Source organism: Pseudomonas sp. FP2300 (genome assembly GCF_030687595.1).
Taxonomy (GTDB): Bacteria; Pseudomonadota; Gammaproteobacteria; order Pseudomonadales; family Pseudomonadaceae; genus Aquipseudomonas; species Aquipseudomonas bijieensis.
The window spans coordinates 6,064,211-6,088,981 of sequence record NZ_CP117440.1; the positions used below are offsets into that span (position 1 = coordinate 6,064,211).

General features: G+C 63.0%; 21 protein-coding genes. 5 read left to right on the forward strand and 16 right to left on the reverse strand.

The features are described from left to right. Positions 1-19 precede the first annotated feature (19 nt). The 7 genes from PSH86_RS26995 to PSH86_RS27025 form a co-directional block, all read right to left on the reverse strand. A complete protein-coding gene (locus tag PSH86_RS26995) occupies positions 20-601 on the reverse strand; it encodes a YjfI family protein (RefSeq protein ID WP_092258175.1) in 582 nt (193 codons plus the stop codon). A 485-nt stretch (positions 602-1,086) separates the two neighbouring features. Next, positions 1,087-1,920 (reverse strand): YfaP family protein, encoded by an 834-nt coding sequence (locus PSH86_RS27000; protein WP_176689055.1) that lies wholly within the window; start codon positions 1,918-1,920, stop codon positions 1,087-1,089. Between the two features lie 3 nt (positions 1,921-1,923). Further along, positions 1,924-3,543 carry a DUF2300 domain-containing protein gene (locus PSH86_RS27005; protein WP_109756452.1) on the reverse strand — a complete coding sequence of 540 codons (1,620 nt, stop codon included), beginning with the start codon at positions 3,541-3,543 and terminating at the stop codon, positions 1,924-1,926. 1 nt (position 3,544) lies between these two features. Further along, entirely contained in the window at positions 3,545-8,113 is a 4,569-nt protein-coding gene (locus tag PSH86_RS27010; RefSeq protein WP_305490391.1) for an alpha-2-macroglobulin, read from the reverse strand. After that, positions 8,110-8,769: a DUF1175 domain-containing protein gene (locus PSH86_RS27015; protein WP_116833563.1), complete on the reverse strand. Its 660-nt coding sequence runs from the start codon at positions 8,767-8,769 to the stop codon at positions 8,110-8,112. The genes PSH86_RS27010 and PSH86_RS27015 overlap by 4 nt, the downstream gene beginning before the upstream one ends. Further along, the gene (locus PSH86_RS27020) at positions 8,754-10,463 is read right to left on the reverse strand and encodes a DUF2138 domain-containing protein (protein WP_305486142.1); all 1,710 of its coding nucleotides are present in this window, start codon (positions 10,461-10,463) and stop codon (positions 8,754-8,756) included. Before PSH86_RS27020 ends, PSH86_RS27015 begins: the two co-directional genes overlap by 16 nt. Positions 10,464-10,498: 35 nt before the next feature. Continuing rightward, complete coding sequence (locus PSH86_RS27025) at positions 10,499-11,287, reverse strand: YfaP family protein (protein WP_109756448.1); 789 nt, start codon at positions 11,285-11,287, stop codon at positions 10,499-10,501. A 268-nt stretch (positions 11,288-11,555) separates the two neighbouring features. Between PSH86_RS27025 and PSH86_RS27030 the strand changes: the two genes are divergently transcribed. The 5 genes from PSH86_RS27030 (at position 11,556) to PSH86_RS27050 (ending at position 18,117) form a co-directional block, all read left to right on the forward strand. Beyond that, the gene (locus PSH86_RS27030) at positions 11,556-12,692 is read left to right on the forward strand and encodes a Fic family protein (protein ID WP_305486145.1); all 1,137 of its coding nucleotides are present in this window, start codon (positions 11,556-11,558) and stop codon (positions 12,690-12,692) included. 255 nt (positions 12,693-12,947) lie between these two features. Next, on the forward strand, positions 12,948-13,190 hold the full coding sequence (locus tag PSH86_RS27035; protein WP_047229733.1) for an exodeoxyribonuclease VII small subunit: 243 nt from the start codon (positions 12,948-12,950) through the stop codon (positions 13,188-13,190). After that, positions 13,187-14,074: a (2E,6E)-farnesyl diphosphate synthase gene (ispA, locus tag PSH86_RS27040; protein WP_116833566.1), complete on the forward strand. Its 888-nt coding sequence runs from the start codon at positions 13,187-13,189 to the stop codon at positions 14,072-14,074. Before PSH86_RS27035 ends, ispA begins: the two co-directional genes overlap by 4 nt. Positions 14,075-14,188: 114 nt before the next feature. Then, positions 14,189-16,087: a 1-deoxy-D-xylulose-5-phosphate synthase gene (dxs, locus tag PSH86_RS27045; protein ID WP_305486150.1), complete on the forward strand. Its 1,899-nt coding sequence runs from the start codon at positions 14,189-14,191 to the stop codon at positions 16,085-16,087. 149 nt (positions 16,088-16,236) lie between these two features. Continuing rightward, a complete protein-coding gene (locus PSH86_RS27050) occupies positions 16,237-18,117 on the forward strand; it encodes a TonB-dependent receptor domain-containing protein (protein ID WP_305486153.1) in 1,881 nt (626 codons plus the stop codon). A 138-nt stretch (positions 18,118-18,255) separates the two neighbouring features. On the opposite strand, the gene PSH86_RS27055 is transcribed toward PSH86_RS27050, so the two are convergent. The 9 genes from PSH86_RS27055 to ribBA all read right to left on the reverse strand — a co-directional run bounded on the left by PSH86_RS27055 (position 18,256) and on the right by ribBA (position 24,765). Next, positions 18,256-19,053, reverse strand: a complete 798-nt coding sequence (locus PSH86_RS27055) for a cobalamin-binding protein (protein ID WP_305486156.1) — start codon at positions 19,051-19,053, stop codon at positions 18,256-18,258. Then, a complete protein-coding gene (locus PSH86_RS27060) occupies positions 19,053-19,472 on the reverse strand; it encodes an MFS transporter (protein ID WP_109756442.1) in 420 nt (139 codons plus the stop codon). The genes PSH86_RS27055 and PSH86_RS27060 overlap by 1 nt, the downstream gene beginning before the upstream one ends. Continuing rightward, a complete protein-coding gene (ribA, locus tag PSH86_RS27065) occupies positions 19,469-20,086 on the reverse strand; it encodes a GTP cyclohydrolase II (RefSeq protein ID WP_109756441.1) in 618 nt (205 codons plus the stop codon). The genes PSH86_RS27060 and ribA overlap by 4 nt, the downstream gene beginning before the upstream one ends. 109 nt (positions 20,087-20,195) lie before the next feature. Further along, a complete protein-coding gene (locus PSH86_RS27070; protein ID WP_109756440.1) occupies positions 20,196-20,954 on the reverse strand; it encodes an ABC transporter substrate-binding protein in 759 nt (252 codons plus the stop codon). Between the two features lie 11 nt (positions 20,955-20,965). Beyond that, positions 20,966-21,469, reverse strand: coding sequence for a phosphatidylglycerophosphatase A (locus PSH86_RS27075; protein ID WP_053125805.1), 504 nt, complete (start codon positions 21,467-21,469; stop codon positions 20,966-20,968). Further along, a complete protein-coding gene (thiL, locus tag PSH86_RS27080; protein ID WP_109756439.1) occupies positions 21,466-22,431 on the reverse strand; it encodes a thiamine-phosphate kinase in 966 nt (321 codons plus the stop codon). The genes PSH86_RS27075 and thiL overlap by 4 nt, the downstream gene beginning before the upstream one ends. Positions 22,432-22,451: 20 nt before the next feature. After that, the gene (gene nusB / locus PSH86_RS27085) at positions 22,452-22,952 is read right to left on the reverse strand and encodes a transcription antitermination factor NusB (protein ID WP_057713127.1); all 501 of its coding nucleotides are present in this window, start codon (positions 22,950-22,952) and stop codon (positions 22,452-22,454) included. Continuing rightward, on the reverse strand, positions 22,949-23,425 hold the full coding sequence (gene ribE / locus PSH86_RS27090; RefSeq protein ID WP_003206025.1) for a 6,7-dimethyl-8-ribityllumazine synthase: 477 nt from the start codon (positions 23,423-23,425) through the stop codon (positions 22,949-22,951). Before ribE ends, nusB begins: the two co-directional genes overlap by 4 nt. 248 nt (positions 23,426-23,673) lie before the next feature. Beyond that, positions 23,674-24,765 (reverse strand): bifunctional 3,4-dihydroxy-2-butanone-4-phosphate synthase/GTP cyclohydrolase II, encoded by a 1,092-nt coding sequence (ribBA, locus tag PSH86_RS27095; protein ID WP_003206026.1) that lies wholly within the window; start codon positions 24,763-24,765, stop codon positions 23,674-23,676. Positions 24,766-24,771: the final 6 nt, after the last annotated feature.

Genomic DNA, 24,771 nt, shown 5'->3' on the forward strand with positions numbered 1-24,771 from the left:
ATGGTTCCTATTCGGCGAATTAAATGAAGAAGCGTTCGAAGGCTTCGCTGGCGCGCTGGACGTTGTCGACGAGGGTTTTGACCTCGGTCACGACGTTGGTCAGGCTGGAATCGGAGCTCAACGCGCCGAACATGTTGTAGACCACCTGGCCGTTGGGCATGGTCTCGATGCCGATGGACGACAGCGGGAACATTTCCCGGCTGCGCAGCACGGCGTCGTTGAAGGCCGCGACGTCGCTGATCGACTCAACGTCCACCAGGACGGTATCGACGATGATCTGATCACCCACCACGGCGATGTAGATCGGCAAGCCACCGAAGTCATTCATTTCCAGCTTGATGCTGGACTCGGAGCCTTGGACGAGGGAAAGAGTGATGTCGTTCGCGACCACTTCATCCAGGGCCTGGAGGGCGCTGTAGAGGCGATCGATGTTCCAGTTATTACCTGCGCTCATGTAATTCTCCGACATGAATGAGCCAGCCAGAATCGGTTGGCGTAGCTGTTTCTCCATTTGCTTGAGCAGGCTTCGGTTTTCGGGAAGCACCCAAGTCTCGTGTTTCACATACCCGGCGGCACTCAGGCCCGCGCGCATCTGCTTCATGTAAAAGCTCGATGGTTTTTTCGCGGCGGGCTTGGAGCGCTCTCCCGTGCTGCTCATTGAATCGTCATCAGGCCCGCCTGGCGGATCCGATGGAGAGCTGGTTTGCATGGTACTGACCCCACTGTGAAAAACTCACGCGTGAGAAACACTACAGGTAGTTTCCAAACCCCACAATAGCTCACGCGTGAGATTTCTTCGGAGCAATTGACGACCCCTGTGGGAGCGAGCCTGCTCGCGATAGCGGTGTATCAGGTACGTAGATGCTGAATGGTCACCGCAATCGCGAGCAGGCTCGCTCCCACAGGGTTTTCGAGCGCTCACAGATCAGGCATCCACCATAGATCCTCTGTGGGAGCTGAGCTTGCTCGCGATGGCGGTGGGTCAGCTTGCATTGATGTTGGATGCTAGACCGTCATCGCGAGCAAGCTCGGCTCCCACAGGGGATCTCCACAGGCTGTAAATTCAGTTGTGGCTGCGACGATGCCTTACGGATAGCTGAAGCTTTTGACCAACGTCAGTTCCCCCACCGCCCGCATCGGCACCACGAAGGTTTCCATTTTCTCGTTTGGCGTGCCTTCTTCGGTGATCACGGTGACTTGTGCCGTGGTCAGGGCCTGTTGCGCTTGTTCACCACCGCCCTCGCCTTCCTCGCTGTCTTCTTCACTGCGATAACCGCCGCCGTAGTAGTTCACGTACACCAGGTATTGGCCTTTGATCGGCGCGGGCATGGAGAAGATCTCCGGGCCGTAGCCGGTGGTGACGTCGACATCGAGGGCCGCGCCGTTGGGGGCGACGCGGTCGCCATACCAGATGTGGGCGCCGTCCGGGGTGACGAGGTGCAGGTCCAGGTCGGTGCCGTCGCTGTCCCAGTTCAGTAACACCCGTAGCTTGGCCGGAGTGGCACCGCCGCTGGTGTTGAGGAACTGCGTGCGGTGGCGCTGCTGGCCGTCGGCGCTGCGCACTTCGACGCTGTTGCTGCCGTTGGGGAACGAGAACGGCCGGTCGAAGCGTCCCTCGTCATCCAGCTTCAGCGGCAGGCTCACACCGTTGACGATGAGTTGGCCCGGCGCGTTGCCATCCTTGGGCGCGCTTTTGATCTGGCCGCTGATGCGGGCGGTGTCGGCCTGGCCTGGGGGCGTATTGACTGACGAGGCCGGGTAGTTGACGGTCTGGCTGTAGTTTTCGCCTTCGCCACCCGGCGCACCGCTGCGCCAGCCGCCGACCGGGGTGTCGAGCCTGATGGAGTCGGCGGCCATGGCCGGTGGCAACGCGGTCAGGGCGCAGAGCAACAGCAAGACCTGTGGATAACGGAGTGTCATGGTCTATTCCAGCAAGAGGTGACGGGCGAGCCCTTCGATATAGTTTTCGTCCTGGCCATTGGGATGAGCTTCGAAGGCCAGGTGCAGATATTCATGAGTCAGGTCGAGGCGGTCTTGCAGCGACAGCACGCCGCGCACGTAGATGCGCTGGCGTTCGCGGTCGACGTAAGGCCGGCCGAAGGCGACGCGGCAGACGGCGAAAGCGCTGATTTCGTTGTAGCCCACTTCACTTTCCAGCCGCTCACGCCAGCCGCGCCGCTGTTTCAGCAGCCAGTCCTGGGCGGCCGGCAGTGCTTCGCAGGACGCCACCGGATTGTCCCAGCGGCTGAGGCTGGCACGCGGGTAGGCGTGCAGCAGAATGGCGTCGTAGCGTTGGCCGGCATTGGCTTGCTCCACGGCTTGAGCCCAGGACAGTTTGTCCGGGCCGGGCTGATCGGAGTGGTAGGTGACATCGGTGCCGGCCAGCACCAGGTCGCTGGTCCAGGCGGCAATGGCGCGGGTTTCAGGCGCCGCCGGGCGCGGGGCGACGCGCTGGCGATGGCTGCTGTCGTCGATGCTCAGGCAGTCGCCGTTGCGTTGGGCGTTTTGCAGCAGGTAGGTGCGGATCGCCACGGCCAAGGCCTTGGCCGCTTCGGCGGGTTCGGCCTTGGCTTCGCGCTGCAGAACCCGGGCGACGTACTCTTCCCGGTCCAACCGCGCCACCAACTTGCCGGGCATCAGGAACAACTCGCCGTCGCTGTGGATATCCAACTGGTTGCCGTTGCTGAACTCGACGCGATAATCGCCGCGCAGTTGGCCCGGTGTAGCCGGGCGGTCGCCGGCCATCACCCGTTGCCAGGGATAACGGGCAAACAGCCCCACCTCCACGCAACGCCCGGTTTCCGCTGGCCAGCGCGAGGGCAATGCAGCCGCCAACCCGTCGCCGTACACCTTCAATACCTGCTGGCTGGTACCGCGTCCGCCAGCCCACACCGGGGTGCCATCGGCCAGCCAACCGGCGAAACCGCCCTGTCGAGAGGAAGGTCCCTGGTCACCCAGCCAGCTCCAGGTCTTGACCCGTAGGCGACTACCCAACTCACCCACCAGCCGCCCGTCCGCCGCGCTGAGCACCACGTCCAGCAGCACCCGGCGCGCCTGGTCCTGGGCCGGCAAGGTAGCCAAGGCCTTGAGCAGTTCCGCGACCGGCACCTGCGTCTGCGGTTGCAACGCAGGCAAATCCAACAGCCACGCTGGCGCCTGACGGGCCTGCCAGTAATCGCGCCAGTTCGAGGCCGAAAGCCCGAGCCGCTGCGGCTCGAAATACAAGCCGCAGGATTTCACCAGCGCCTGGTCGCGAGCGATGCTCTGCCCGGCGTTGCAGCAATAGACCTCTTCCTTCGATTCACCGCGACACTCGTAAACCGGCTCGCGGGCGTCGGTGTCCACCAGCCAGGCGTAGACGAACAGTTTCCACAGGCTGCCCAGCGGCGCCTGCAAGGAATCGGGCAACGGCTGGCGGTCCAGCACCTGGGTCTGGCTCACTCGCAGCAACTGACCATCGAAGGCCAGGCGCAACGGCTCGTCCTGCGCCGTTGCCAGCGCAGGGATCAAGCACAACAGCCAGCCAAACCACCGCCTGCGCATGTCAGTTGACCGTCACCTGACCGAGCGCCGGTTTCTGTTCCCGCGCCTGATGCTGCGGCGCGTAGACCTGGGTGAAACGTACGGGAGGCAAGGTGAACTGGCCCTTCTGGGAGAAGCGCACCAAGTGCCGCAGGCGCAGCTCGCCGCTGAGGGCGTCCACCGGCACTGCGTAGGCCATCTGGCCTGGCTCGAAGCGGGCTTTTTCCAGGGAAGTCGGTTCGCTGTCGGCTTTGCCCTGCAGTTGGATGCCCCAGGTGGTGCGTTCCACATCGGCGCCCGGCGGCAGCGGCACTTCGAGCATGCCGTAGCGCAGCGGCGTCGACGCCTTGCTGTTGATGATCACCTCATCCAGGTAGAGGCTGTCACTGGACAACGGCTTGTTACCCACGGCCTCGAGCTTGAAGGTGAAGGCCTCGTCGCCCGGCACCAGACGCGACAGGCGACGAGTGATGGACACGGCCATCGGCGCCAGCGGCGGTTGCTGGCTCTGGAAGCTCAGGGCCGCTTGCAATGGACGCTCCTGGGCACCGCTGAGAGTCAGCTGGGTCGGAAGCTGCGCGCCCTGCCACTGCCAGTAGGTTTCACCGGTCGCACCCTGCTTGGCGACCCAGCCTTCACCCGGCGCCAGCGCCACAGCCGGCGCGGCCTGTTCGATGCTGCGCTGCAACCAGGTCAGGGCCAAGGCCCGTTCCAGGGTGGACTGCTGCGGCAACACGCGTTCCAGCAATGCAGTGGCGCGGGCTTGATCGAAGCTCTGCAACGATAACACCAGGGCCTCGACGAACGGCTGCGAGCTCAGTTCGAGTTGCTGTTGCGCGGCCTCCGCTTGACGACTGAAAGCCGCCGGCAGCGGCACCTTCGCCTGTTTCGCCAGGGACGCGGTCAGCACGCGAGCGCTGGCCAAGCCCAGGGCAGAGTCCGGCGCATTCATGACCAGGCTGTCTTCGCCGCTGTCCAAAACGCTCTCGGTGCTGTCTTCACTGGCCTTCGCCAAATCATCCATCAGGCCGCTGAGCAAGGTGTTCACCGGCAGTTGCATCTGCTTGGCGAACGACAGGATCAGCGCCCGTTGCAGCAGCGGCGTATCACCGGCCTGCTTGGCGTAGACCTCCAGCACCCGCTGCCAGTGTTCCGGTGGCAGGCTCAGGTCCAGGGCCTTGCTGGCGTGCCAGTCGGCGTAATAGGCATAGGCGGTGAGGAATGCATCCGGCTCACCGTCCTGGCCCCACCAGGTGAAGCTCGCCGACGGGCCGGCCATCTGTACCAGGCGCAAGCGGCTGTTTTGCATGATCAACCGCAGGCGGTCGCGGATTTGCGGGTTCGACGCCAGGGTCGGGTAGGCGATGCTCAACGGCAGCAGGCGACTGGCGGTCTGCTCGACGCCGCCGTAGGGGTAACTCAGCAGGTCATCCAGGGCCGAACGGAACAACGCTTGCGGGCTGTCATCCAGGCGCAGGCGAATATCGCTGGCGTCGGCCGGCAGGGTCAGCGGGGTGTCGCCGCTGGCCACGTCGAAGCGCTGGTTCTGGGTGACTTGCCAGCCATTGCCGCTGGCGTTCAAGCGCATCGCCAGGGCGTCCTGGGTTTCGCCATTCAATTGCAACTGCACGTTCAAGTCGCCACTGCTCAGCTCCAGGGCCGGCAGCGCCACGTAGTTGATGCCGTTTTTCAGGTCCGCGACCACGCGCTGTTCAGCGCCGGCGTAACGGATCAGCAGCTCGGCCTTCAGTGGTTTTTCCGACTGGCTGAACACGAACAGGCCCAGTTGCGGCTTGTCGCCCGTACGGAAGCGCGTCGGGCCGCTACACTTCAGGTACAGCGGTTTTTCCGAAGCGATGAACTGCTTCTTCTGGCCCACTTGGCCATCGTCGGCGATGGCCTTGGCAGTGATGCGCCAGCGGGTCAGGGAGTCAGGCATCTTGAAGGTGAAGCGCGCCTTGCCGTTGGCATCGGTAACCAGCTCCGGTTGCCATGCAGCGGTGTCGACGTCTTCACGTCGTGGCCGCTCCAGCACCTTGACCCCGCGTTCGCTGCGGTTGGCCTTGCCCGGCGCGCCGGGGCTGCCCGGCAGTGCTACGTCGTAACTGATGAACGACAGGCTGGCACTGGTGCGCACGTTGTTGCGGCGCGGGTGATAGAAGAACTGGTCGATGGTCGGCGCCACTTCCGGTTGCAGGGCGTAGACCATTTCGTCCACCACGCTGACCGTCAGGTGCGCCGGGATCGCCTTGCCGGCGAACTGGGTGCTCAGGTCCACGGTCACCGTGTCGCCAGGGCGATAGGTGGCTTTGTCCGTAACGACAGCAACGTCGATCTGCGGCGTCACCACCTTGATGCCGGCATTCTGGAAGCTGTACTGGCCGCCCTTGGTGTACAGCACCGAGAAGGTCAGGTTGGGCGCGAAGTTATCCTTCACGGCAATGCGCGCGCGGTACTGGGTGTCGCTGAGTTTTTCCATCTTCAGCCAGTCGCCGCCCTTGGATAGCAGCGCCGTGGCTTCGACCTTGTCCCGTTCCAGCGACAGCAGCGCATCGCTGACCGGTTCCGGGAAGGTGATCAGCGCCAGCGCTTCGTCACCTGTCTTGTATTCGGTTTTATCGAGGACGATCTCGACGGTGCCCGGTACGGCCTTGATGCCTTCGCCGGTCACCGCATGGGCGGCGGCGCCAATGACCCGGCCGTGGTCATCCTTGAGCGTCAGGTTGTAGGTGCCGGGGCGGTCGAAGGTCAGGCTGAAACCCTTGTCCTTGGCCGCCAGTTTGCCCTCGCCGGTGCTCTGATCTTCCAGGCGCACCCAGGCGTAACTGCCCGGCGTCACGGCCTTGGCTTGTTCGTTGCCGCCTTCGTTGGCGTAGCTGAACGAGACCTTCTGGCCGACGGCGCTGAATCGCTGGGGCGCGCTCAGGCGGAAATTCGCCGCGCCACGGTCGATGAGGATTTCCTTGGTGGTCTTGACCCGATACGCCGCGCCATCGCTGGCGAACACCGTGAGGGTGTAGCGACTCGGCTTGTCGGCGGCCGGCAGGTCGAGGGACGCGTTGCCCTTGTCGTCGGTGGTCACTTCGCTGCTGGTCAGCTCCACCGGGAATTGCCCCAGGTATTGCAGCTCGTTATCCACCATCGACAGTTGCTGGGCGCGCAGGCTCAGGCTCACCGTGGCGTTGACCACCGGCTTGCCATCCGGGTACAGCAACACCAGGTTGCCCTTGACCGGCTCGCCGGTGCGGTAATCCTGCTTGGCCAGGTTGAGCGCGATTTCGAAGTGCGGCTTGATGTACTCGGCCACACGGAAGGCGCTGCTGTAGAGCTGGTCCTTGTAGCTGAAGCGCAACTCATAGCCGCCGGCCACGGCGTTTTCCGGCAGTTGGAAACGGCCTTGGGTACCGGCCTTGGAATCGAGTTTCAGGGCCAGGGTTTGCAGGGCGGTGCCGGTGGCATCCAGCACGCTGACATTGACGTCGGCGGCGCTCGGTTGCACCGAGTCACGGGCGTTCTTGAACTCGCGACCGACGATTTTCAACGAGACCCAATCCCCCGGCCGGTACAGCGGTCGGTCGGTGAAGGCGTAGAGCTTGGTGTCGTAGATTTCGCTGTCGTAGTAGAAGTTTTCCGAGACGAATACCCCGCCCTCCTCGTCCTCGCCGATGACGAACGAACGCTCCGGGCTGACGTGCTTGAGGCGCAGCAAACCGTCTTCGTCGGTGGCACCGCTGCTCATCACGCCCAGGCCATCGGTCCACAGCACGTTGACCTTGGGCACCGAACGCCCTTCGTGCTTGCGTGCGGCCCAGACCAGCAGCTCGTCACCGGCAATCTTGCTGACCGCCACAGTGTTGGAGACGAAGACCATGGTGGTCGCGCGGTATTTACCGATCAGCGCCTCCACCAGGTACAGGCCCGGTTTCAACTGACCCAGCGGCACATAAACGTTGCCCGGCGCGACGCTGACGAACTCACTGGACGAGCCGGCCAGGTTGACGCCCGCAGGCGGCTGGATCGGCTTGGCTTGCCACAGCGGATAACGGAACTGGCTGACCACCGGCAGGCCCGGGATCAAGGCGAATTGTGCCGGCGCGTCGTACGGCGTCGGCGCGACCAGGGCATCGCCGATCTTCAGCTCCGGCACTTCTTCGGTCACTTGCTGGCGGGACTCGTAGGAGAACGCCCGCTGCATCACCCGACGGGACTTGCGATACCAGTTGTCCCACAGGTACGCCAGGGTGTTCGACAGGCCTTCGCCCTTGAACTGCCCATCGCTGACTACGCGATGCAGGTTCTTCTGGCGCTTGAGGAAATCCAACGGCTTGTCGATGCGATAGACGCGGATATCGGCGCCACCGTAGGGCTCCATGCGGAACCGACGGTAGTCGCGGCCCGGCGCTTCGAGGCGAACCATGGCCTGCTCGTCGCTGGCAAAGCTGCTGTCGGCCAGCAGGAAGAAGCTTTCACCGGACACCGGCGTATAGCCGCTGGGCTCCACGGTGTCTTCGGCATTAACCACGGGTGCCAGCAACAAGGCAAACAGCAGGGGCAGTTTTGAACACAAGCGCAGCATGCGGGCACCGGTCATTGGGAGAGAAAGTTGAGTCGATAGACGCCGATGAAGTTGGGGTTGGCTGCGTCGGGTATCCATCGGGTGTCCTTCCAGTTCATGAGTTGTTGCAGGCTTGCGGAGCGCATGCCGTTGTCGGTAGGGGTTGTAGTGCCGGTGTGATAGGCGATGTAGCGGCCCATCCAGATCATCAGGTGCTGGTCGTCGCCCTGATCGAAGAACATCAGGTCGCCGGGACGGGCCTGGGCCACATCGCGGCCCACCAGGTGACTGTTGAACTGGATCAGCTTGATGGCGTTGACGTAGGGCCCGACCTTGCCGCCGCCCTGCTGCCATTGCTGGGCGAGGCGCCGTTGCGCATCGCTGAGGGGCAGTTCCGGTGGCAGGTAGCGATTGGACAGGCCATTGCTACGCAGCCATTTTTCATCATGGACCTTGAGCGCTTCGTTGGCGGCAAAGCGCACCAGCCCGGCGCAGTCCTGCTGATACCAGCGCGGGCTCGGACCTCTGGTCAGCTGTTCCTGGGCGATGCGCACGAACCAGGCGCGAAAGACCTGGGACTGCTGCACATCCAGCGCCGGCGCCTCGCCGGCACGCGCAGGCCCGCCGAGCAGCAAGGCCAGCAGCAGCGTCAACGCAGGGGTGCGGATCAGTCCTGTCACAGCGCTTTCCATTCCAGCGGCAGCCACTGCCAGTGGCCGTCCGGCTCGCTGCCTTCCGGCAAGGTCAGGGCGTATTTGCCATAGCCGCCGAGGGTGCGCAGTTTCGGGATCAGGTAGGTTTGCGCGGCGTTGTAGAACACCGGCTCCATGTCCTGGGGCAGGCTGTCGAGGGTTTCGCGCTGCATCAGTTGCGCAATGGAATCCGGGCCGAAGTAGACTGGCATCAGCAGGTCCTTGGGTACCACGTCGGCCATGGGTGGAAAGCGTTTGTCGAGAGTGCCGAGAGCCTTGTCCACCAACTTGTCGTCGAGGGAGAACAGCAAGGTCGAACCGTGGCGCGCCAGGCTCACCCGCAGGAAAGCCTTGCCGGTGATCGCGTCGGGTTGTTCGGCTTCCTTGGCCAGGTAAGGGCCGAAGTTGGAACTGACCTGGCGCAGCCATTGGTGCGTCGAGCCTTGCTGCTTCTCGACCACCGGGAAGGCATGTTCGGCGACGTTGTTTTCATAGGCGCCCACCATCGAACCGAACAGGTTGCCCAGGTCGGCGTCGAGCTTGCCATCGTCTTCGTTCAGGCTCGCCACCAACAGCGGCGTGTACAGGCGCGAATCGGCGTACCAGCACAGGCCAGCCGCGCCGGCCACATGGTCGACCATGGCCTGGGCGGCTTTTTCGTTGGCACCGAGTTTGACCAGCAACGGTTTCTGCTGCTCGGCAGCCAGGGGCAAGGCTACGCAGGCACTGGCGCCCATGGGCATGGCTTGCCAGATCGGCTTGAAGTCGAAGTCCGGTTGGTTTTCCAGTTCGTCCATGGCCAGGAAGCTGTGCCAGCCCTTGTCATCCATGTCGAAGCGCAAGCCGGCGAAGTTCGGGATGAAACGCTGGTAGCCCATGGCGAGCACGCTGGCGTTGACCGAAATGCGCTGCTTGACCTCTGGTGCCTTGGGCGGCAGGCCGAAGGCTTCGGGGAACAGTTTGTCGCCATTGAGCAAGGCGGCCAGGGCAGTAGTCGAAACGCTGCCCCGTTCAACCGCGGCGCCACTGGCCGGGTCATACAGCTTGGTCGGGTTGGACAGCACCACCAGTTTGTCGCCATGGGAGGCGAAAAGCAGGGATTTGCTGGCGTTGTAGCTGAGCTGGTAGAGCGCGACGTCATCGCCACCGACTTTCAGGTCGCTGAGCTTGCTCAACTGCGTATCGTCCAAGGCGACCTTGGCCAACGGTTCCAGCACCTTGGCCAGCCCGCCGCGATCCATCACCAACAGGAAATCCTTGAGGCGACCATCGGCACCGCGCCACAGCGCCACATCGGCCGGTTGGTCGAACAGCTCTTCGATCAGGCTGTCCTGCAACTTGAGGTCATGCTCATAGATGATCCGGCGCAGGCTGCCGATCAGCCCGAGACGGTCCGCATGGGCCTCGTAATAGAAGACGAAGTCCTCGGTGAGCGTGGCCTTGAGGAACGGCACCGCCAACAGGTCCTTGGGCAACTGGCTCAAGGAATGGGCCTCGAGCAAGCCGTCGGGACGGCTCAGGCCGAGTTTTTCCAACGCCAGCTCCATGGGCGGCGCCTTGGGCTTGGTCATGAACCAGCCCATCCCGGCGACGACACCCGCCACCAGGCACAGCCCGATCAGCAGCGCCGGCCAGCGGCGTCCAGGTTTGGCGACAGGTGTCGGCGTGGTCGGGGAAGCAGTGTTGTCGCTCATATTCACAAGGGCCTGTTCATCCGTGGAGCGGATACTTAGTAGTTGAAAGTCTTGACCAGCAACAGATCGCCAATGGCACGCAGGGGCACGACAAAGGTTTCGCGTTTTTCATTGACGGTGTTTTCGTTGAGCACCAGGTTGATTTGCGAGGTGATCACCTCGTTCTGGTTGCTGGTCTCATCGAAGTTGTAGCCGCCGCTGCCGTAGTTGCCCCAATAGTTCACGTAGACCAGGTAGGTGCCGTGCATCGGCGCGGTCATGGTGAACATTTCCGGGCCGGGGCCGTCGACGCCATCGGGGTCGAGGCCGCCGCCGTTGCTCAGCGCCGGCTGGCCGAAGAACGCATGTTGGCCGTCGGGTGTGACGATATGCAGGTCGAGTTCGGCCTTGGGATCGTCCCAGCCGAGCACCACGCGGATCTGCGCCGGGGTGCGCAGGTTGTTGGCTTCATAGAATTGCACGCGCTTGAGGGACTGGCCTTCGGAGCTGCGCACCTCGACGCTGTTGGAGCCGGCGCCGAACGCATACGGCCGGGCGAAACGCCCCTCGTCGTCGGTATAGAGATTCAGTGGGTTGCCGTTGACCGCCAGGCTGTGGGGCTGGCGAGCCGTGCCCATGGCCTTGAGCCGGCCCTCGATCATCGTGCGATTACGCTGCACGCCCCGATCGATGGGCGGCGTGGGATAGGCGACCTGGGGGTTTTCAGTGCGATCGAGCAAGCCGCTGTAGCGCCAGCCGCCCACCGGCTCCGACATCTCAGCCGAAGGCTGCGCCCACGCCAGCGGCGCGCCGAGCAACACGATCAATAAAGAAAGAAAACGCACGTATGCCTCCTGCCATGCACGACGCAACCCGGCGCCAATCCTCAGCGCGCTTGTCATTATTCAGGTTTCGTCTGAAGGCCCCGTCGCAAGGGGGCCGTAGATGGCGCGAAGGTTAGCGATTCGGCGGATTATTAACAATCGGGGAACGCGCGATTCTGTGTGGGAAATCACGTACTGAGGGTTGCGAGAGCCGAATAGAAGATCTATTCGGCTCACAAAATGAGCCGAATAGCGTTATTATTCGGCTCATTCATCTTTGGACAGGCGCATGGCATTCCATTGGATCTGGCAACAGCCCGACTGGCCCGGTTTTCACTGGCAAGCTGAAGCATTGGCACCGCTGCTGCGCGAATGCGTGCAGGCCCAGGGTCAATTGCTCGGCATGACCGGCGCGGTCACGACTTCGATCAGCGTCCAGAACGAACTGGATGCCTTGCTGCAAAACATCGTGACCTCCTCGGCTATCGAAGGAGAGCAATTGAATGTCGGCTCGGTGCGCTCTTCCCTGGCCCGGCGCCTGGGCCTCGAACAAGTCGATGACACGCCGGTCAGCCAACGCAGCGAAGGCTTGGCGAACCTGTTGCTGGACGCGACCCGGCACTTCAACCAGCCCCTGACCATCGAGCGCTTGCTGGAATGGCACGAGTGGTTGTTTCCTGATCAAGCGAGCGACCTTGCCCATCGGCAGATCCGCGTAGGTGCGTTGCGCGGTGCCGAACCGATGCAAGTGGTCTCAGGCCGACTGGACCGACCTACCGTTCACTTCGAGGCGCCGCCTCGCCAGGGCCTTGAACAGCAATTGCAAACGTTCGTCGACTGGTTCGAGGCCAGTCGTCATCAGGCCGAGCTCGATCCGTTGTTGCGTGCCGGTATTGCTCACTTCTGGTTTGTCACCCTGCATCCGTTCGACGATGGCAATGGTCGCCTCACCCGTACCCTGACCGACCTCGCACTGGCCCAGGGCGAAGCCCAAGCGATCCGTTTCTATGCCATGTCGGTGAGTATCCTGGAAGACCGCGCCGGCTATTACCGAATCCTCGAAAGCAGTCAGAAAGCCACACTGGATATCACGGCCTGGTTGACCTGGTTCCTGCAGACCCTGTTACGCAGCCTGCACAAAGCGATGACGCAGATCGAAAGCGTGTTGGGTAAGACGCGGTTCTGGCAAGCCCATCGCGCTTCGGCACTCACGCCTGAACAGACCAAAGTGCTGAATCGGTTGCTCGATGGCGGTGAAAAAGGCTTTGAGCACGGGATCAGCGCTGCTCAATACCAGGCCGTGGCCAAGGTCTCCAAGGCGACGGCCACCCGGCATCTGACGGAACTGCTGGAGAAAGGCTGCCTGGAGCGAATGCCTGGCGGAGGGCGCAGCACGCGGTACCGAATCAACTATCCAGCCAACTGAATACCCGACAAGCCGACGGAACACCTTGTGGCGAGGGAGCTTGCTCCCGCTCGACTGCGCAGCAGTCGCAAAGTCTTTGCAGGTTTGGGTCTGCTTCGCAGCCCAGCGGGAGCAAGCTCCCTCGCCACAAAAGCCGGTCGGCCGTAGCCTGTATCAGCTCATCCGTTGCGCTTCGATTCACCCCGCCCTGATTTGCCCCAAAACCCCATGTCTGCTAGTGTCGCGCCGGTTTAACAGTCAACCGGAATAGCCGCCATGGCCCGCAAAAAAGCTGCACTGGATTTCGAACAATCCCTGGCCGACCTGCAAACGCTGGTCGAGCGCCTGGAGAACGGCGAATTGTCGCTGGAAGACTCGCTGACCGCCTTCGAGCAAGGCATCGGCTTGACTCGCGACTGCCAGGCGGCGCTGGCCCAGGCCGAGCAGAAGGTGCAATTGCTGCTCGAGCGTGATGGCGAGCTGACCGAAGAGCCTTTCGACGCGGACCAGCCTGAATGATCGGCGCCTATCAAGCCAGCAGCCAGGCCCGGGTCAATGCTGCACTGGATAGTTTGTTCAGCGCTCCAAGCCCGGAACTGGCGCGCCTGTACGAAGCCATGCGCTACAGCGTGATGAACGGCGGCAAGCGCGTGCGTCCATTGTTGGCCTATGCCGCGTGCGAAGCCCTGGGCGGCCAGGCCGAGCAGGCCAATGGCGCGGCCTGCGCGGTGGAGCTGATCCACGCGTATTCGCTGGTTCACGATGACTTGCCGGCCATGGACGACGATGACCTGCGTCGCGGCCAGCCAACCACCCACAAAAAATTCGACGAAGCCTGCGCGATCCTGGCTGGCGACGGCTTGCAGAGCCTGGCCTTCAGCGCCCTGCTGGACCCGGCCCTGAGCGATTGCCCGGCGCAGACTCGCCTGGACATGGTCACTGCCCTGGCGCTGGCGGCCGGCCCCGCCGGAATGGTCGGCGGCCAGGCCATCGACCTCGGCTCGGTGGGCTTGAAGCTGGACCAGAGCGCGCTGGAATACATGCACCGGCACAAGACCGGCGCCTTGATCGAGGCCAGCGTCAAACTCGGCGCCCTCGCCAGCGGTCGAGCCGCACCCGCACAGCTACAAGCCTTGCAGACCTACGCCCGGGCCATTGGCCTGGCGTTCCAGGTGCAGGACGACATCCTCGACGTCGAAAGCGATACCCAGACCCTGGGCAAACGCCAGGGCGCCGACATCGCCCGCGACAAGCCGACCTACCCGGCCCTGCTCGGCCTCGACGCCGCCAAGGCCTATGCCCTGGAGTTGCGTGACCAGGCCCTGGCCGCGCTGCGACCCTTTGACGCGGCGGCCGAACCGTTACGTGACTTGGCGCGATATATCGTCGAACGCCGCAGTTGATACGGGGTCAACCCCTTTAGACTGCGTATCGGCCAAGTTCCGGCCAACGCGTGGGCAGCTTGCGATGCATAAGGTAAACTGCCGCCTCTTTCTATACCTATAACGATTCGCCTGATGCCCACGACGTTCCAAGAGATTCCCCGCAAGCGCCCGACCACGCCCCTGCTGGACCGCGCCAACACGCCGGACGGCCTGCGTCGCCTGGGTGAAGCCGAGCTGGAAACCCTGGCCGATGAGTTGCGCCTGGAATTGCTCTACACGGTCGGCCAGACCGGTGGGCACTTCGGCGCGGGCCTGGGCGTCATCGAGCTGACGATCGCATTGCATTACGTGTTCGATACCCCGGACGACCGGCTGGTATGGGACGTCGGGCACCAGGCCTACCCGCACAAGATCCTCACCGGGCGTCGCCAGCGCATGGGCACCCTGCGCCAGAAGGACGGCATCGCCGCCTTCCCGCGTCGCTCCGAGAGCGAATACGACACCTTTGGCGTCGGCCACTCCAGCACGTCCATCAGCGCCGCCCTGGGCATGGCGATTGCCGCCCGCCTGCAAAACAGCGAGCGCAAGGCCATTGCCGTGATCGGCGACGGCGCTCTGACGGCGGGCATGGCCTTCGAAGCGCTGAACCACGCGCCGGAAGTCAACGCCAACATGCTGGTGATCCTCAACGACAACGACATGTCGATCTCGCGCAATGTCGGCGGGCTGTCCAACTACCTGGCGAAGATCCTCTCCAGCCGCACTTACGCCAGCATGCGCGAAGGCAGCAAGAAAGTACTGTCACGCCTGCCCGGTGCCTGGGAAATCGCCCGCCGTACCGAAGAATACGCCAAGGGCATGCTGGTTCCCGGCACGCTGTTCGAAGAGCTGGGCTGGAACTACATCGGCCCCATCGACGGCCACGACCTGCCCACGTTGATCGCCACCCTGCGCAACATGCGCGACCTCAAGGGCCCGCAATTCCTGCACGTGGTCACCAAGAAAGGCAAAGGCTTCGCCCCGGCGGAAGTCGACCCGATCGGTTACCACGCCATCACCAAGCTCGAACCCCTGGACGCCCCGGCGGCCGCGCCGAAAAAGGCCGGCGGACCGAAGTATTCCGGCGTGTTCGGCCAATGGCTGTGCGACATGGCCGCCGCCGACCCGCGCCTGGTGGGCATCACCCCGGCGATGAAGGAAGGCTCGGACCTGGTGGCGTTCAGCGAACGCTATCCACAGCGCTATTTCGACGTGGCGATTGCCGAGCAGCACGCCGTGACCCTCGCCGCCGGCATGGCCTGCGAAGGCGCCAAACCAGTGGTGGCGATCTATTCGACGTTCCTGCAACGCGCCTATGACCAGTTGATCCATGACGTCGCGGTGCAGAACCTCGACGTGCTGTTCGCCATCGACCGCGCCGGCCTGGTGGGCGAAGACGGCCCGACCCATGCTGGCAGTTTCGACCTGTCGTTCCTGCGCTGCATCCCCGGCATGCTGGTGATGACCCCGAGCGATGAAAACGAGCTGCGCAAGATGCTCACCACCGGGCACCAGTTCAATGGCCCGGCGGCGGTGCGCTACCCTCGTGGCACCGGCCCGAACGCAACGATCGAAGCCGACCTGGAGCCGATCGAGATCGGCAAGGGCGTAATCCGCCGCCAAGGCAAGCAAACCGCACTGCTGGTGTTCGGCGTACAACTGGCCGAAGCCTTGAAAGTCGCACAAACCCTGAACGCCACCGTGGTGGACATGCGTTTCGTCAAACCTCTGGACGAAGCCTTGGTGCGCGAGCTCGCGGCCAATCATGAGTTGCTGGTGACCATTGAGGAAAACGCCATCATGGGCGGCGCCGGTGCGGCGGTCAGCGAATTCCTGGCCCGGGAGAACATCCTCAAGTCGATGCTGCACCTGGGCTTGCCGGACAGCTATGTCGAACATGCCAAGCCGGCGCAGATGCTGGCTGAGTGTGGGTTGGATGAGGCCGGGATCGAAACGTCGGTGCGCCAGCGGTTGCAACTGCTGGGCCTGTAATTTTCAGACCACGCATATCCTCCTGTGGGAGCGAGCCTGCTCGCGATAGCGGTAGACCAGTCGGCATCTGTATTGCCTGACACACTGCTATCGCGAGCAGGCTCGCTCCCACATTGGTTTTGTGCGGACCAAGTAGTCACGGAACACCCATGAAACTGCGCCTAGCCCTCACTCTTTCCCTGCTCCCCACCCCTGATCTGCTGGCCGACACCTTCGAACGCGACCAAGCCCTGAAGCTGCCCGACATCGTGATCAGTGCCAACCGCCAGGTCGAGGCCCGCAACGACAGCAGCGCCGCCAACACGGTGTTCACCCGCGACGACATCGAGCGCCTGCAACCAGCCAGCGTCACTGACCTGCTCAGCCGCGTGCCGGGAGTGCAGGTGGCGCCGTTGGGTGGGCGCGGTAGCCTGCCAGGGATCTACATTCGCGGCACCAAATCGGCCCAGAGCCTGGTGCTGGTGGACGGCCAGCGCATCGGCAACGCCACCTCCGGCGACAGCAACCTGCAACGCCTGAACATCCACCAGATAGAACGGGTGGAAGTGCTGCGCGGCTCGCGCTCGGTGATCTACGGCGCCGATGCGGTGGGCGGGGTGATCCAGATTTTCACCCGTCGCGGCAACGAACAAGGCCTGCAACCACGCCTGCACCTGGGCTTCGGCAGCCAACAGACCTGGGAGCGCAGCCTGGGCCTGTCCGGTGACGATGAGCAGACGCGCTTCAATCTCGGGGCCAGCCTCGACGACAGCGCCGGCGATAATCGAACCCACGAGTCCTACGCCAGCGACCGCGACGAGGACGCCAACCGCAACCAGTCCTTCAGCCTCAGCCTGAGCCATGCCGCCAGCGATGACCTGGAAGTTGGCTTGAACCTGTTGGATAACCGCGGCAAAAGCGAATACGACAACCCGTTCGGCCGCTTCGACCCGACCACCTTCGAATCCCTGCCCCAGCAACCCCATAGCGAGTTTGCGGTGAGCAGCTTCAGCACCTATGTGGACGGACGGCTCAACGACACCTGGAAATCGCGCCTGGAACTGGGCCACAGCGAAAACCGCGAGAAAACCTTCGACAAGCTCAGCGACGTCCGCGAGGTATTCAACACCTACCGCGATTCCGGGACCTGGCAGAACGACGTGAAGCTGGACGAGCGCAGCAGCCTGATCGTCGGCGGCGACTGGTATCAGGACCGGGTCAACAGCAGCACGCCGTTCGACGAAGACAGCCGTTGGAACCGTGCAGCGTTCATCCAGCACCGCTTCCAGGCCGAAACCTTCTCCACCGAACTGGGCCTGCGTCGCGACCAGAACCAGCAGTTTGGCGGCCAAAACAGTTGGAGCGGCACGCTCACCCTGCCGATCAACCCGGACAACGACATGTTGCTGACCTACAGCGAAAGCTTCCGCGCGCCGACCTTCAACGACCTGTACTACCCGGACTACAGCAACCCGGACCTGAAACCCGAGACGGCCAAAAGCTACGAGTTGCAATGGCGCAGCCAACTGAGCGACAGCGCTCGCCTGGAGACCTCGCTGTACCGCACGGACCTGGAAGACGCGATCATCTTTGGCAGCAACTCACGCCCGCAGAACGTCGCCTCGGCGCGGATCAACGGGTTTGAGATGGCCTACCTGCAGGACTTGTTCGGCTGGCAGAGCAACCTGGGCCTGGCCATCATCGACCCGCGCGACCGCGACAGCGGCCACACCCTCGCCCGCCGCGCCCGGCGGACCTTGAGCCTGGACCTGGATCGGCAATTCGACCGCCTGGGCCTGGGTGCCACCTGGCAAGCGGTGAGCGGCAGCTACGACGACGAGAACAACCGCAATGCCCTGGGCGGTTATGCCTTGCTCGGGTTGCGCGGCAGTTGGGCGTTGACCCGGGAAGTGAAGCTGGAGATGAAGGTGGATAACCTGCTGGACAAGGGTTACAGCCGGGCGCTGTATAGCCATGATGGTCAGCAGTATGGGTATCGGGAAGATGGGCAGGCCTGGTTGTTTGGGGTGACTTGGACACCGGATATCTGATCCGAGACTTGTGAAGTTTGCGCTGGCCTCATCGCGAGCAGGCTCGCTCCCACAGGGGATTTTTGGTGAATTCGGATTTTGTATCCGCCGTCGATCAACGGTGGGAGCGAGCCTGCTCGCGATTGCAGACACCGCGGTCTACCTGTCCGGCGCAATCAACTCACACAACCGTGCCGTCGCCTCGATCATCTGCCCACTGGGCCGCTCCAGCCCCTTGTCACGCACTAACAACAACCGCCCCTGCGTCACCGCCGGCAACTGCGGCCAGGCTTTCCAGGCATCAAGCTGCGCCTGCTCGGTGGCGAGGATGACCTGCGGATTGCGCTGCAGCACCGACTCCACGCTCACCTGCGGCGCCGGCACGCTCAGGTCGGCGAAGACGTTCCGCGCCCCGCACACCGCCAGCGCATCGCTGATGATCTGCCCACCACCGATGGTGTACAGCGGCCGATCCCAGACCTGATAGAACACCGGCAATGGCGTGGCGCGCCGGTAACGCTGGCGCAGTTCCTCAAGACGCACGCGCAACTGCGCCGCTCGCTGCACACCCCGCTCCGGGCGGCCGAGCTGCATGGCGATGGCTTCGATTTGCGTGATGAGTTGGTCGAGACTGTGGGGGTCAGCGATATAGAGGGGAATGCCCAGGCCCTTGAGCTGCTGGCGCTGGGCCGGGCCAACGCTGCCGGGCCAGAGCAGGAGCAGATCGGGCTTGAGGCTGAGCAGGTGCTCCATGTCCAGTTGCCCGTAACGGCCGACCGAGGGCAGGTCTTGCAGCATCGGCGGACGGTCACCGCCATCCAGCACGCCCACGAGCAGGTCAGCGGACTCCAGTTCAACGACGATTTCCGAGAGTGACGGTGCCAGGCTGACGACACGCGGGGCCGCCACCGTCGAGGCACTGACGGCCAGCAGCAGGACCGCCAGCCAGCGGCTCATCAGCCGAGCTGACGCGGGATGCGATACAGGTAGAACAGTACCGTGGAGGACAAGGCCAGCAACATCAGCGGCACCGCCTCCAGGCCCACGAACACGGCAAGGGCGCCGATCCAGGCTGGCAGCCCCGCGACAAGAAAGGCTGCACGACGGCGAGCCGCCAGAGCAATCCAGGCCTGGGGTTCTTCCGGTGTATCGAGGGCTTTCTGGGTTGCAACCAAGGCGTGTTTATAAGGCCCGAAGAATCGCAGGCTGACGAACATCGACGCCACGCCAGCAATGAACAGCGGCATCGCCAACACCGGCAGGATCGCTTCGCCCTGGCCAAACACCAGGTTGATCACGAACAGCGGTACCAAGGCCAGTGCCAGGTATTTCCACCAACTGACGGCCAGTCGCCGCCGAACCTGGCCACGCGTCACGCCCGGTCAACCTCGCCCTGGTGCTCGTTGCCCATCATGTGGTCGAGCTTGCTGGCCTTGGTCGCCAGATAGAGTTTGTTATGCGGATTATGGCCGGTGTGCAGCGGCACACGCTCGGCGACCACGATGCCCATGTCGGTCAGTGCCTTGACCTTGCGCGGGTTGTTAGTCATCAGCCGCAAGGACTTCACACCCAGGTGTTGGAGCATCGGCAGGCAGATGCTGTAGTCACGCAGGTCGGCGGCAAAGCCCAGGCGCTCGTTGGCTTCGACGGTATCGGCGCCGCCATCTTGAAGTTCATAGGCGCGGATCTTGTTCAACAAGCCAATCCCACGCCCTTCCTGGCGCAGGTACAGCAACACACCACGGCCTTCACGGGCGATGGCTTGCAGCGCGGCTTCGAGTTGCGAACCGCAATCGCAGCGCTGGCTGAACAGGGCGTCGCCCGTCAGGCATTCGGAGTGCAGGCGACCCAGTACCGGGCTGCCGTCGGCGAAATCACCCAGGCTCAGCACAACGTGCTCGCGGCCGGTGGCTTCATCGAGAAAACCATGCATGGTGAATTGCGCAAAAGGCGTCGGCAGCTTGGAAGCGGCAACAAAAACGACAGGCACCGGTGTGCTCCTGATCTAGTACTGGAGTTTCGCAGAGGCGGGCATTGTAACAGCACGTCCCGACCGACGCTTAGGCTGAATTGTCGGCCATAACCATCGAAAAGTTTGATTACGGCTTCGGTGGCTTGCCATTCTCGTCGAAAGGATAGGGTTGCTTCCAACGTTCGAAAATCGGTTTGAGCTGGCCAGTTTTCACCAGTACCTCCATGCGCCGGTCGAACAGATCAAGCAGCGCCTTTCCGTTTGCGGTGTTGGCAAAGCCCAGGTACAGCGGCAAATTGATCAGCGGTGAGAGTTTGAACTGCTTGGGATCGTCGGCCTTGGCGAGCACTTCTTCGATTTCCATCGATGCATCGATGTAGAAATCCGCTCGTTCATGAATCAGCATGGGCAAGATCCCCACCGCCCGGTGGATTTCGTTGAAACGGCGGATGTTGGGCAGGTAGTTGTTGTATTCGTAGCCGCGCATCCATACCAGTCGATAGTTACCAATCGTCGCCAGGGTCGGCGTTGGCTTGGACGCCAGCCCCAGGGCATAGATGTGATCGACGTCGTAGTGCCACTTGGGATAAAGCACGCCTTCGGACTCATCCCGATAGGCGCCGACCTGCACGTCGACCTCACCACGCTGCACCAACCCGATCGAACGGGTGTAGGGCACGCTGCGGATCTCCAGCTTGACGCCTTCTGGCTCGAACACCGCGCGCAAGATGTCCCAGCCCATGCCCTGGCCGTCGGCCTGGGTGTAATCGGCCCACTCCTCGCTGGCTGCGCGGACCTTGTCGGGAAGCGACGCCGACTCGGCAACCCCCACCCCCACACAGGCTCCCAGACACAGCAACAGCAACAGTGCGCGACTTACGCCCATGCCCAGCTCCTTCAGGTGAAACACCACACCAATCCTTGCATTGCCAGCCAGGCGAAAACCCCGGCCAACACATCATCGAGCATGATACCGACACCGCCGTGCACATGCCGGTCGATCCAGCGAATGGGCCACGGCTTGAGAATATCGAAGAAACGGAACACCAGAAAACCCGTCAGCAACCAGTACCAGCCTTCCGGTACCAGCCACAAGGTGATCCACATGCCGACCATTTCATCCCAGACAATGCCTTCATGGTCGTGCACCCGCAAATCGTCCGCCACTTTGCCACACAGCCAGAAGCCAAACAGCATGGTGATGCCCAGCATCAGCCAATAGCCCCAATCCGGCAACATCTGCCACAACGGTATGAAGGGTAGCGCAACCAGCGAGCCCCAGGTGCCAGGGGCTTTAGGCAAAGTACCCGAACCGAAGCCAAATGCCAGGAAATGCCAGGGATTGCGCCAGACCGAAGGCGGAACGAACTCCGCCGGGACCTGGTTGGGATGATCTGTCACGGTGTCTCCCGAAAATGTTGATAGCCGCGGATTTGCGGGGTGATGTCCTGCCCGGTGTTGTCGACCAGCGTGACGCCTTGCCCGGCCAGTACGCGACCGATCACGTGGATCGGCAAGCCCTCGGCCTGTAATGCCGCCAATCGGCCCGGTGCCACGGTGAACAGCAGCACGTAGTCATCACCGCCGCTCAGGGCCGCGTGGGCGGCATCCGTGCGGCCCAGAAAGGCTACTAGAGCGTTGGACAGCGGCAGTCGATCGCGTTCAACCTGTAAGGCCACCCCGGACGCCAGGGCGATATGCCCGCAATCGGCCAGCAGGCCGTCGGAAATATCCATCGCCGCGCTGGCCTTGCCACGTAGCGCCAGGCCCAGGTCGATCTGCGGACATGGTGACCAGTAATGGGCCAGCAGTGGCTCGGCGACGACAGGTTCGGCGCTACGCTGGCCGAGTACCAGCGGCAATGCACCGGCGGCATTGCCCAGCTCACCGCCGACACACAGCCAATCGCCAGGCTGCGCGCCGCTACGGGTCAAGGCCTGGCCGGACGGCACGCGACCGAACACGGTCATGGTCAGGCTCAGTGGTCCACGCGTGGTATCTCCGCCCACCAGCGCCACACCACAGGCCCGGGCCATCTGGTTCAAACCGCGGGCATAGGCTTGCAGCCAATCGGCGGTCACCGTCGGCAAGGTCAGGGCAAGGGTAAATGCAACAGGGGTGGCGCCCATGGCAGCCAGGTCACTGACCGCCACGGCCAGCGAGCGCTGGCCGAGCAGGAACGGGTCGCACGGGTCTGGGAAATGCACGCCGGCCACGAGTGTGTCGGTGGACACCGCCAGCTGTTCCCCGGGAGGAACGGCCAGCAAGGCGCAGTCGTCGCCGATCCCCAGCGCAACGCCCTCGCCGCCTTGCGCGCAGGGCGCGGCGGCGAAGTAATTACGGATCAGCTCAAATTCGCCCATAGCGTCGCTGCAAGCGCCAATCAGCGCTTGAACGCCTTCACTTCAGCTTCACGCAGACGCGGGGCGAGTTTGTCGAGCACACCGTTGACGAACTTGTGGCCATCGGTGGAACCGAAGACTTTCGCCAACTCGATCCCTTCGTTGATCACCACGCGGTACGGGACGTCGACGCGCTTGAGCAGTTCCCAGGTGGACAGGCGCAGGACCGCCAGTTCGACCGGGTCCAGCTCTTCGATGGTCAGGTCCAGGCATGGCGTGAGCGCGGTGTCGATTTCGGTCTTGAACTGCGGGACCCCGTGCAGGATCTCGCGGAAGTAAGCACCGTCGACATCACTGAAATCGTTATCGACCCGAAACTGCGCTTCGATCTCGTTCAGCGATTGCTTGGCCATGTGCCATTGATACAGCGCCTGGGTCGCGAGCTGACGGGCTTCGCGACGCTTGGCGCTTTTCGACGGCTTGCCGGCATCGGCTGGCTTGGGATCGCGCGGGTTGAAACGATCGCTTTCGTCGCTAATCACTTGGCCTCCAACTGCGCCAGCAGGCTGACCATTTCCAGGGCGGACAAGGCAGCTTCGGCACCTTTGTTACCGGCCTTGGTGCCGGAACGTTCGATGGCTTGCTCGATGGAATCAACGGTCAGAACGCCGAAGGCGACTGGCACGCCGAACTCCATGGACACCTGGGCCAGGCCCTTGGTGCATTCGCCGGCCACGTATTCGAAGTGCGGAGTACCGCCACGAATGACCGCGCCCAGGGCGATGATTGCCGCATATTCGCCCTTTTGAGCGACTTTCTGCGCAACCAGCGGAATCTCGAAGGCGCCAGGGGCACGGATGATGGTGATGTCGCTTTCGCTCACGCCATGGCGAACCAGGGCATCGACCGCACCGCCAACCAGGCTCTCGACCACGAAACTGTTGAAGCGGCCCACTACCAGAGCGTAGCGGCCTTTAGGGGCGATGAAGGTACCTTCGATGGTCTTCAGGGTCATTCGTCAGATCTCTTAAAGAGCCAGAGCGCGTTCTATACGCGCTCCTTCAGTGATATTAGCCACGAATACAGCATCGCAAATCCCGCCATGTCGTTCACTTTCAAGCTTTTGTGGCGAGGGAGCTTGCTCCCGCCGGGCTGCGCAGCGGCCCTGTTGTGGGTGCTTCGCACCCAAGCGGGAGCAAGCTCCCTCGCCACAATGAATCTAACAAGCCTTAAGTGAACAACAATGCCGAAATCTCCGGGCTATTATTCGGAGGGCACGTATTCTACAACTTCCAGATCGAAACCGGATATCGCATTAAATTTCATCGGTGCGCTCATCAGGCGCATTTTACGCACGCCCAGGTCACGAAGGATCTGCGAACCGGCACCGACGATGCTGTAGGTGGTCGGTTTTTTCACCGCTGCCTGGTCGCCGGTTTCACGGATGTGCGCCAGCAGCACGTCGCCATCGAGCGGGTGTCCGAGCAGCAATACCACGCCACTGCCGGCCTCGGCCACCGCGGCCATGGCGGCCCGCAGGCTCCAGCGGCCGGGTTGCTTGACCATCAGCAGGTCGCGCAGTGGGTCCATGTTGTGCACGCGCACCAGGGTCGGTTCTTCGGCACACACGGTGCCCAGGGTCAGCGCCATGTGTACGTCGCCTTCCACCGAGTCGCGGTAGGTCACCAGGTTGAACTGGCCCAGTTCGCTGTCCAGGGGCTGTTCGGCAATCCGCTGAACGGTACGTTCGTGGATCATCCGGTAGTGGATCAGGTCGGCGATGGTACCGATCTTGATGTTGTGTTCGGCGGCAAAGGTTTCCAGCTCCGCGCGACGGGACATGGTGCCGTCGTCGTTCATCACTTCGCAGATCACACCGCTGGGCTCGAAACCGGCCATGCGCGCCAGGTCGCACGCGGCTTCGGTGTGGCCGGCGCGGGCCAGGGTGCCGCCAGCCTGGGCCATCAGCGGGAAGATGTGGCCGGGGCTGACGATGTCTTCGGCCTTGGCGTCCCGGGCGGCAGCGGCCTGCACGGTGCGCGCGCGGTCAGCGGCGGAGATCCCGGTGGTCACGCCTTCGGCGGCCTCGATGGACACGGTGAACTTGGTGCCGAAGCCCGAGCCGTTGCGCGGCGCCATCAGCGGCAACTTCAGCAGCTCGCAGCGCTCGCGGGTCATCGGCATGCAGATCAACCCGCGGGCATGCTTGGCCATGAAGTTGATGTGTTCGGCCTTGCAGCACTCGGCGGCCATGATCAGGTCGCCTTCGTTCTCGCGGTCTTCGTCATCCATGAGGATGACCATCTTGCCTTGGCGGATGTCTTCAACCAGTTCTTCGATGCTATTGAGCGCCACGCGGCA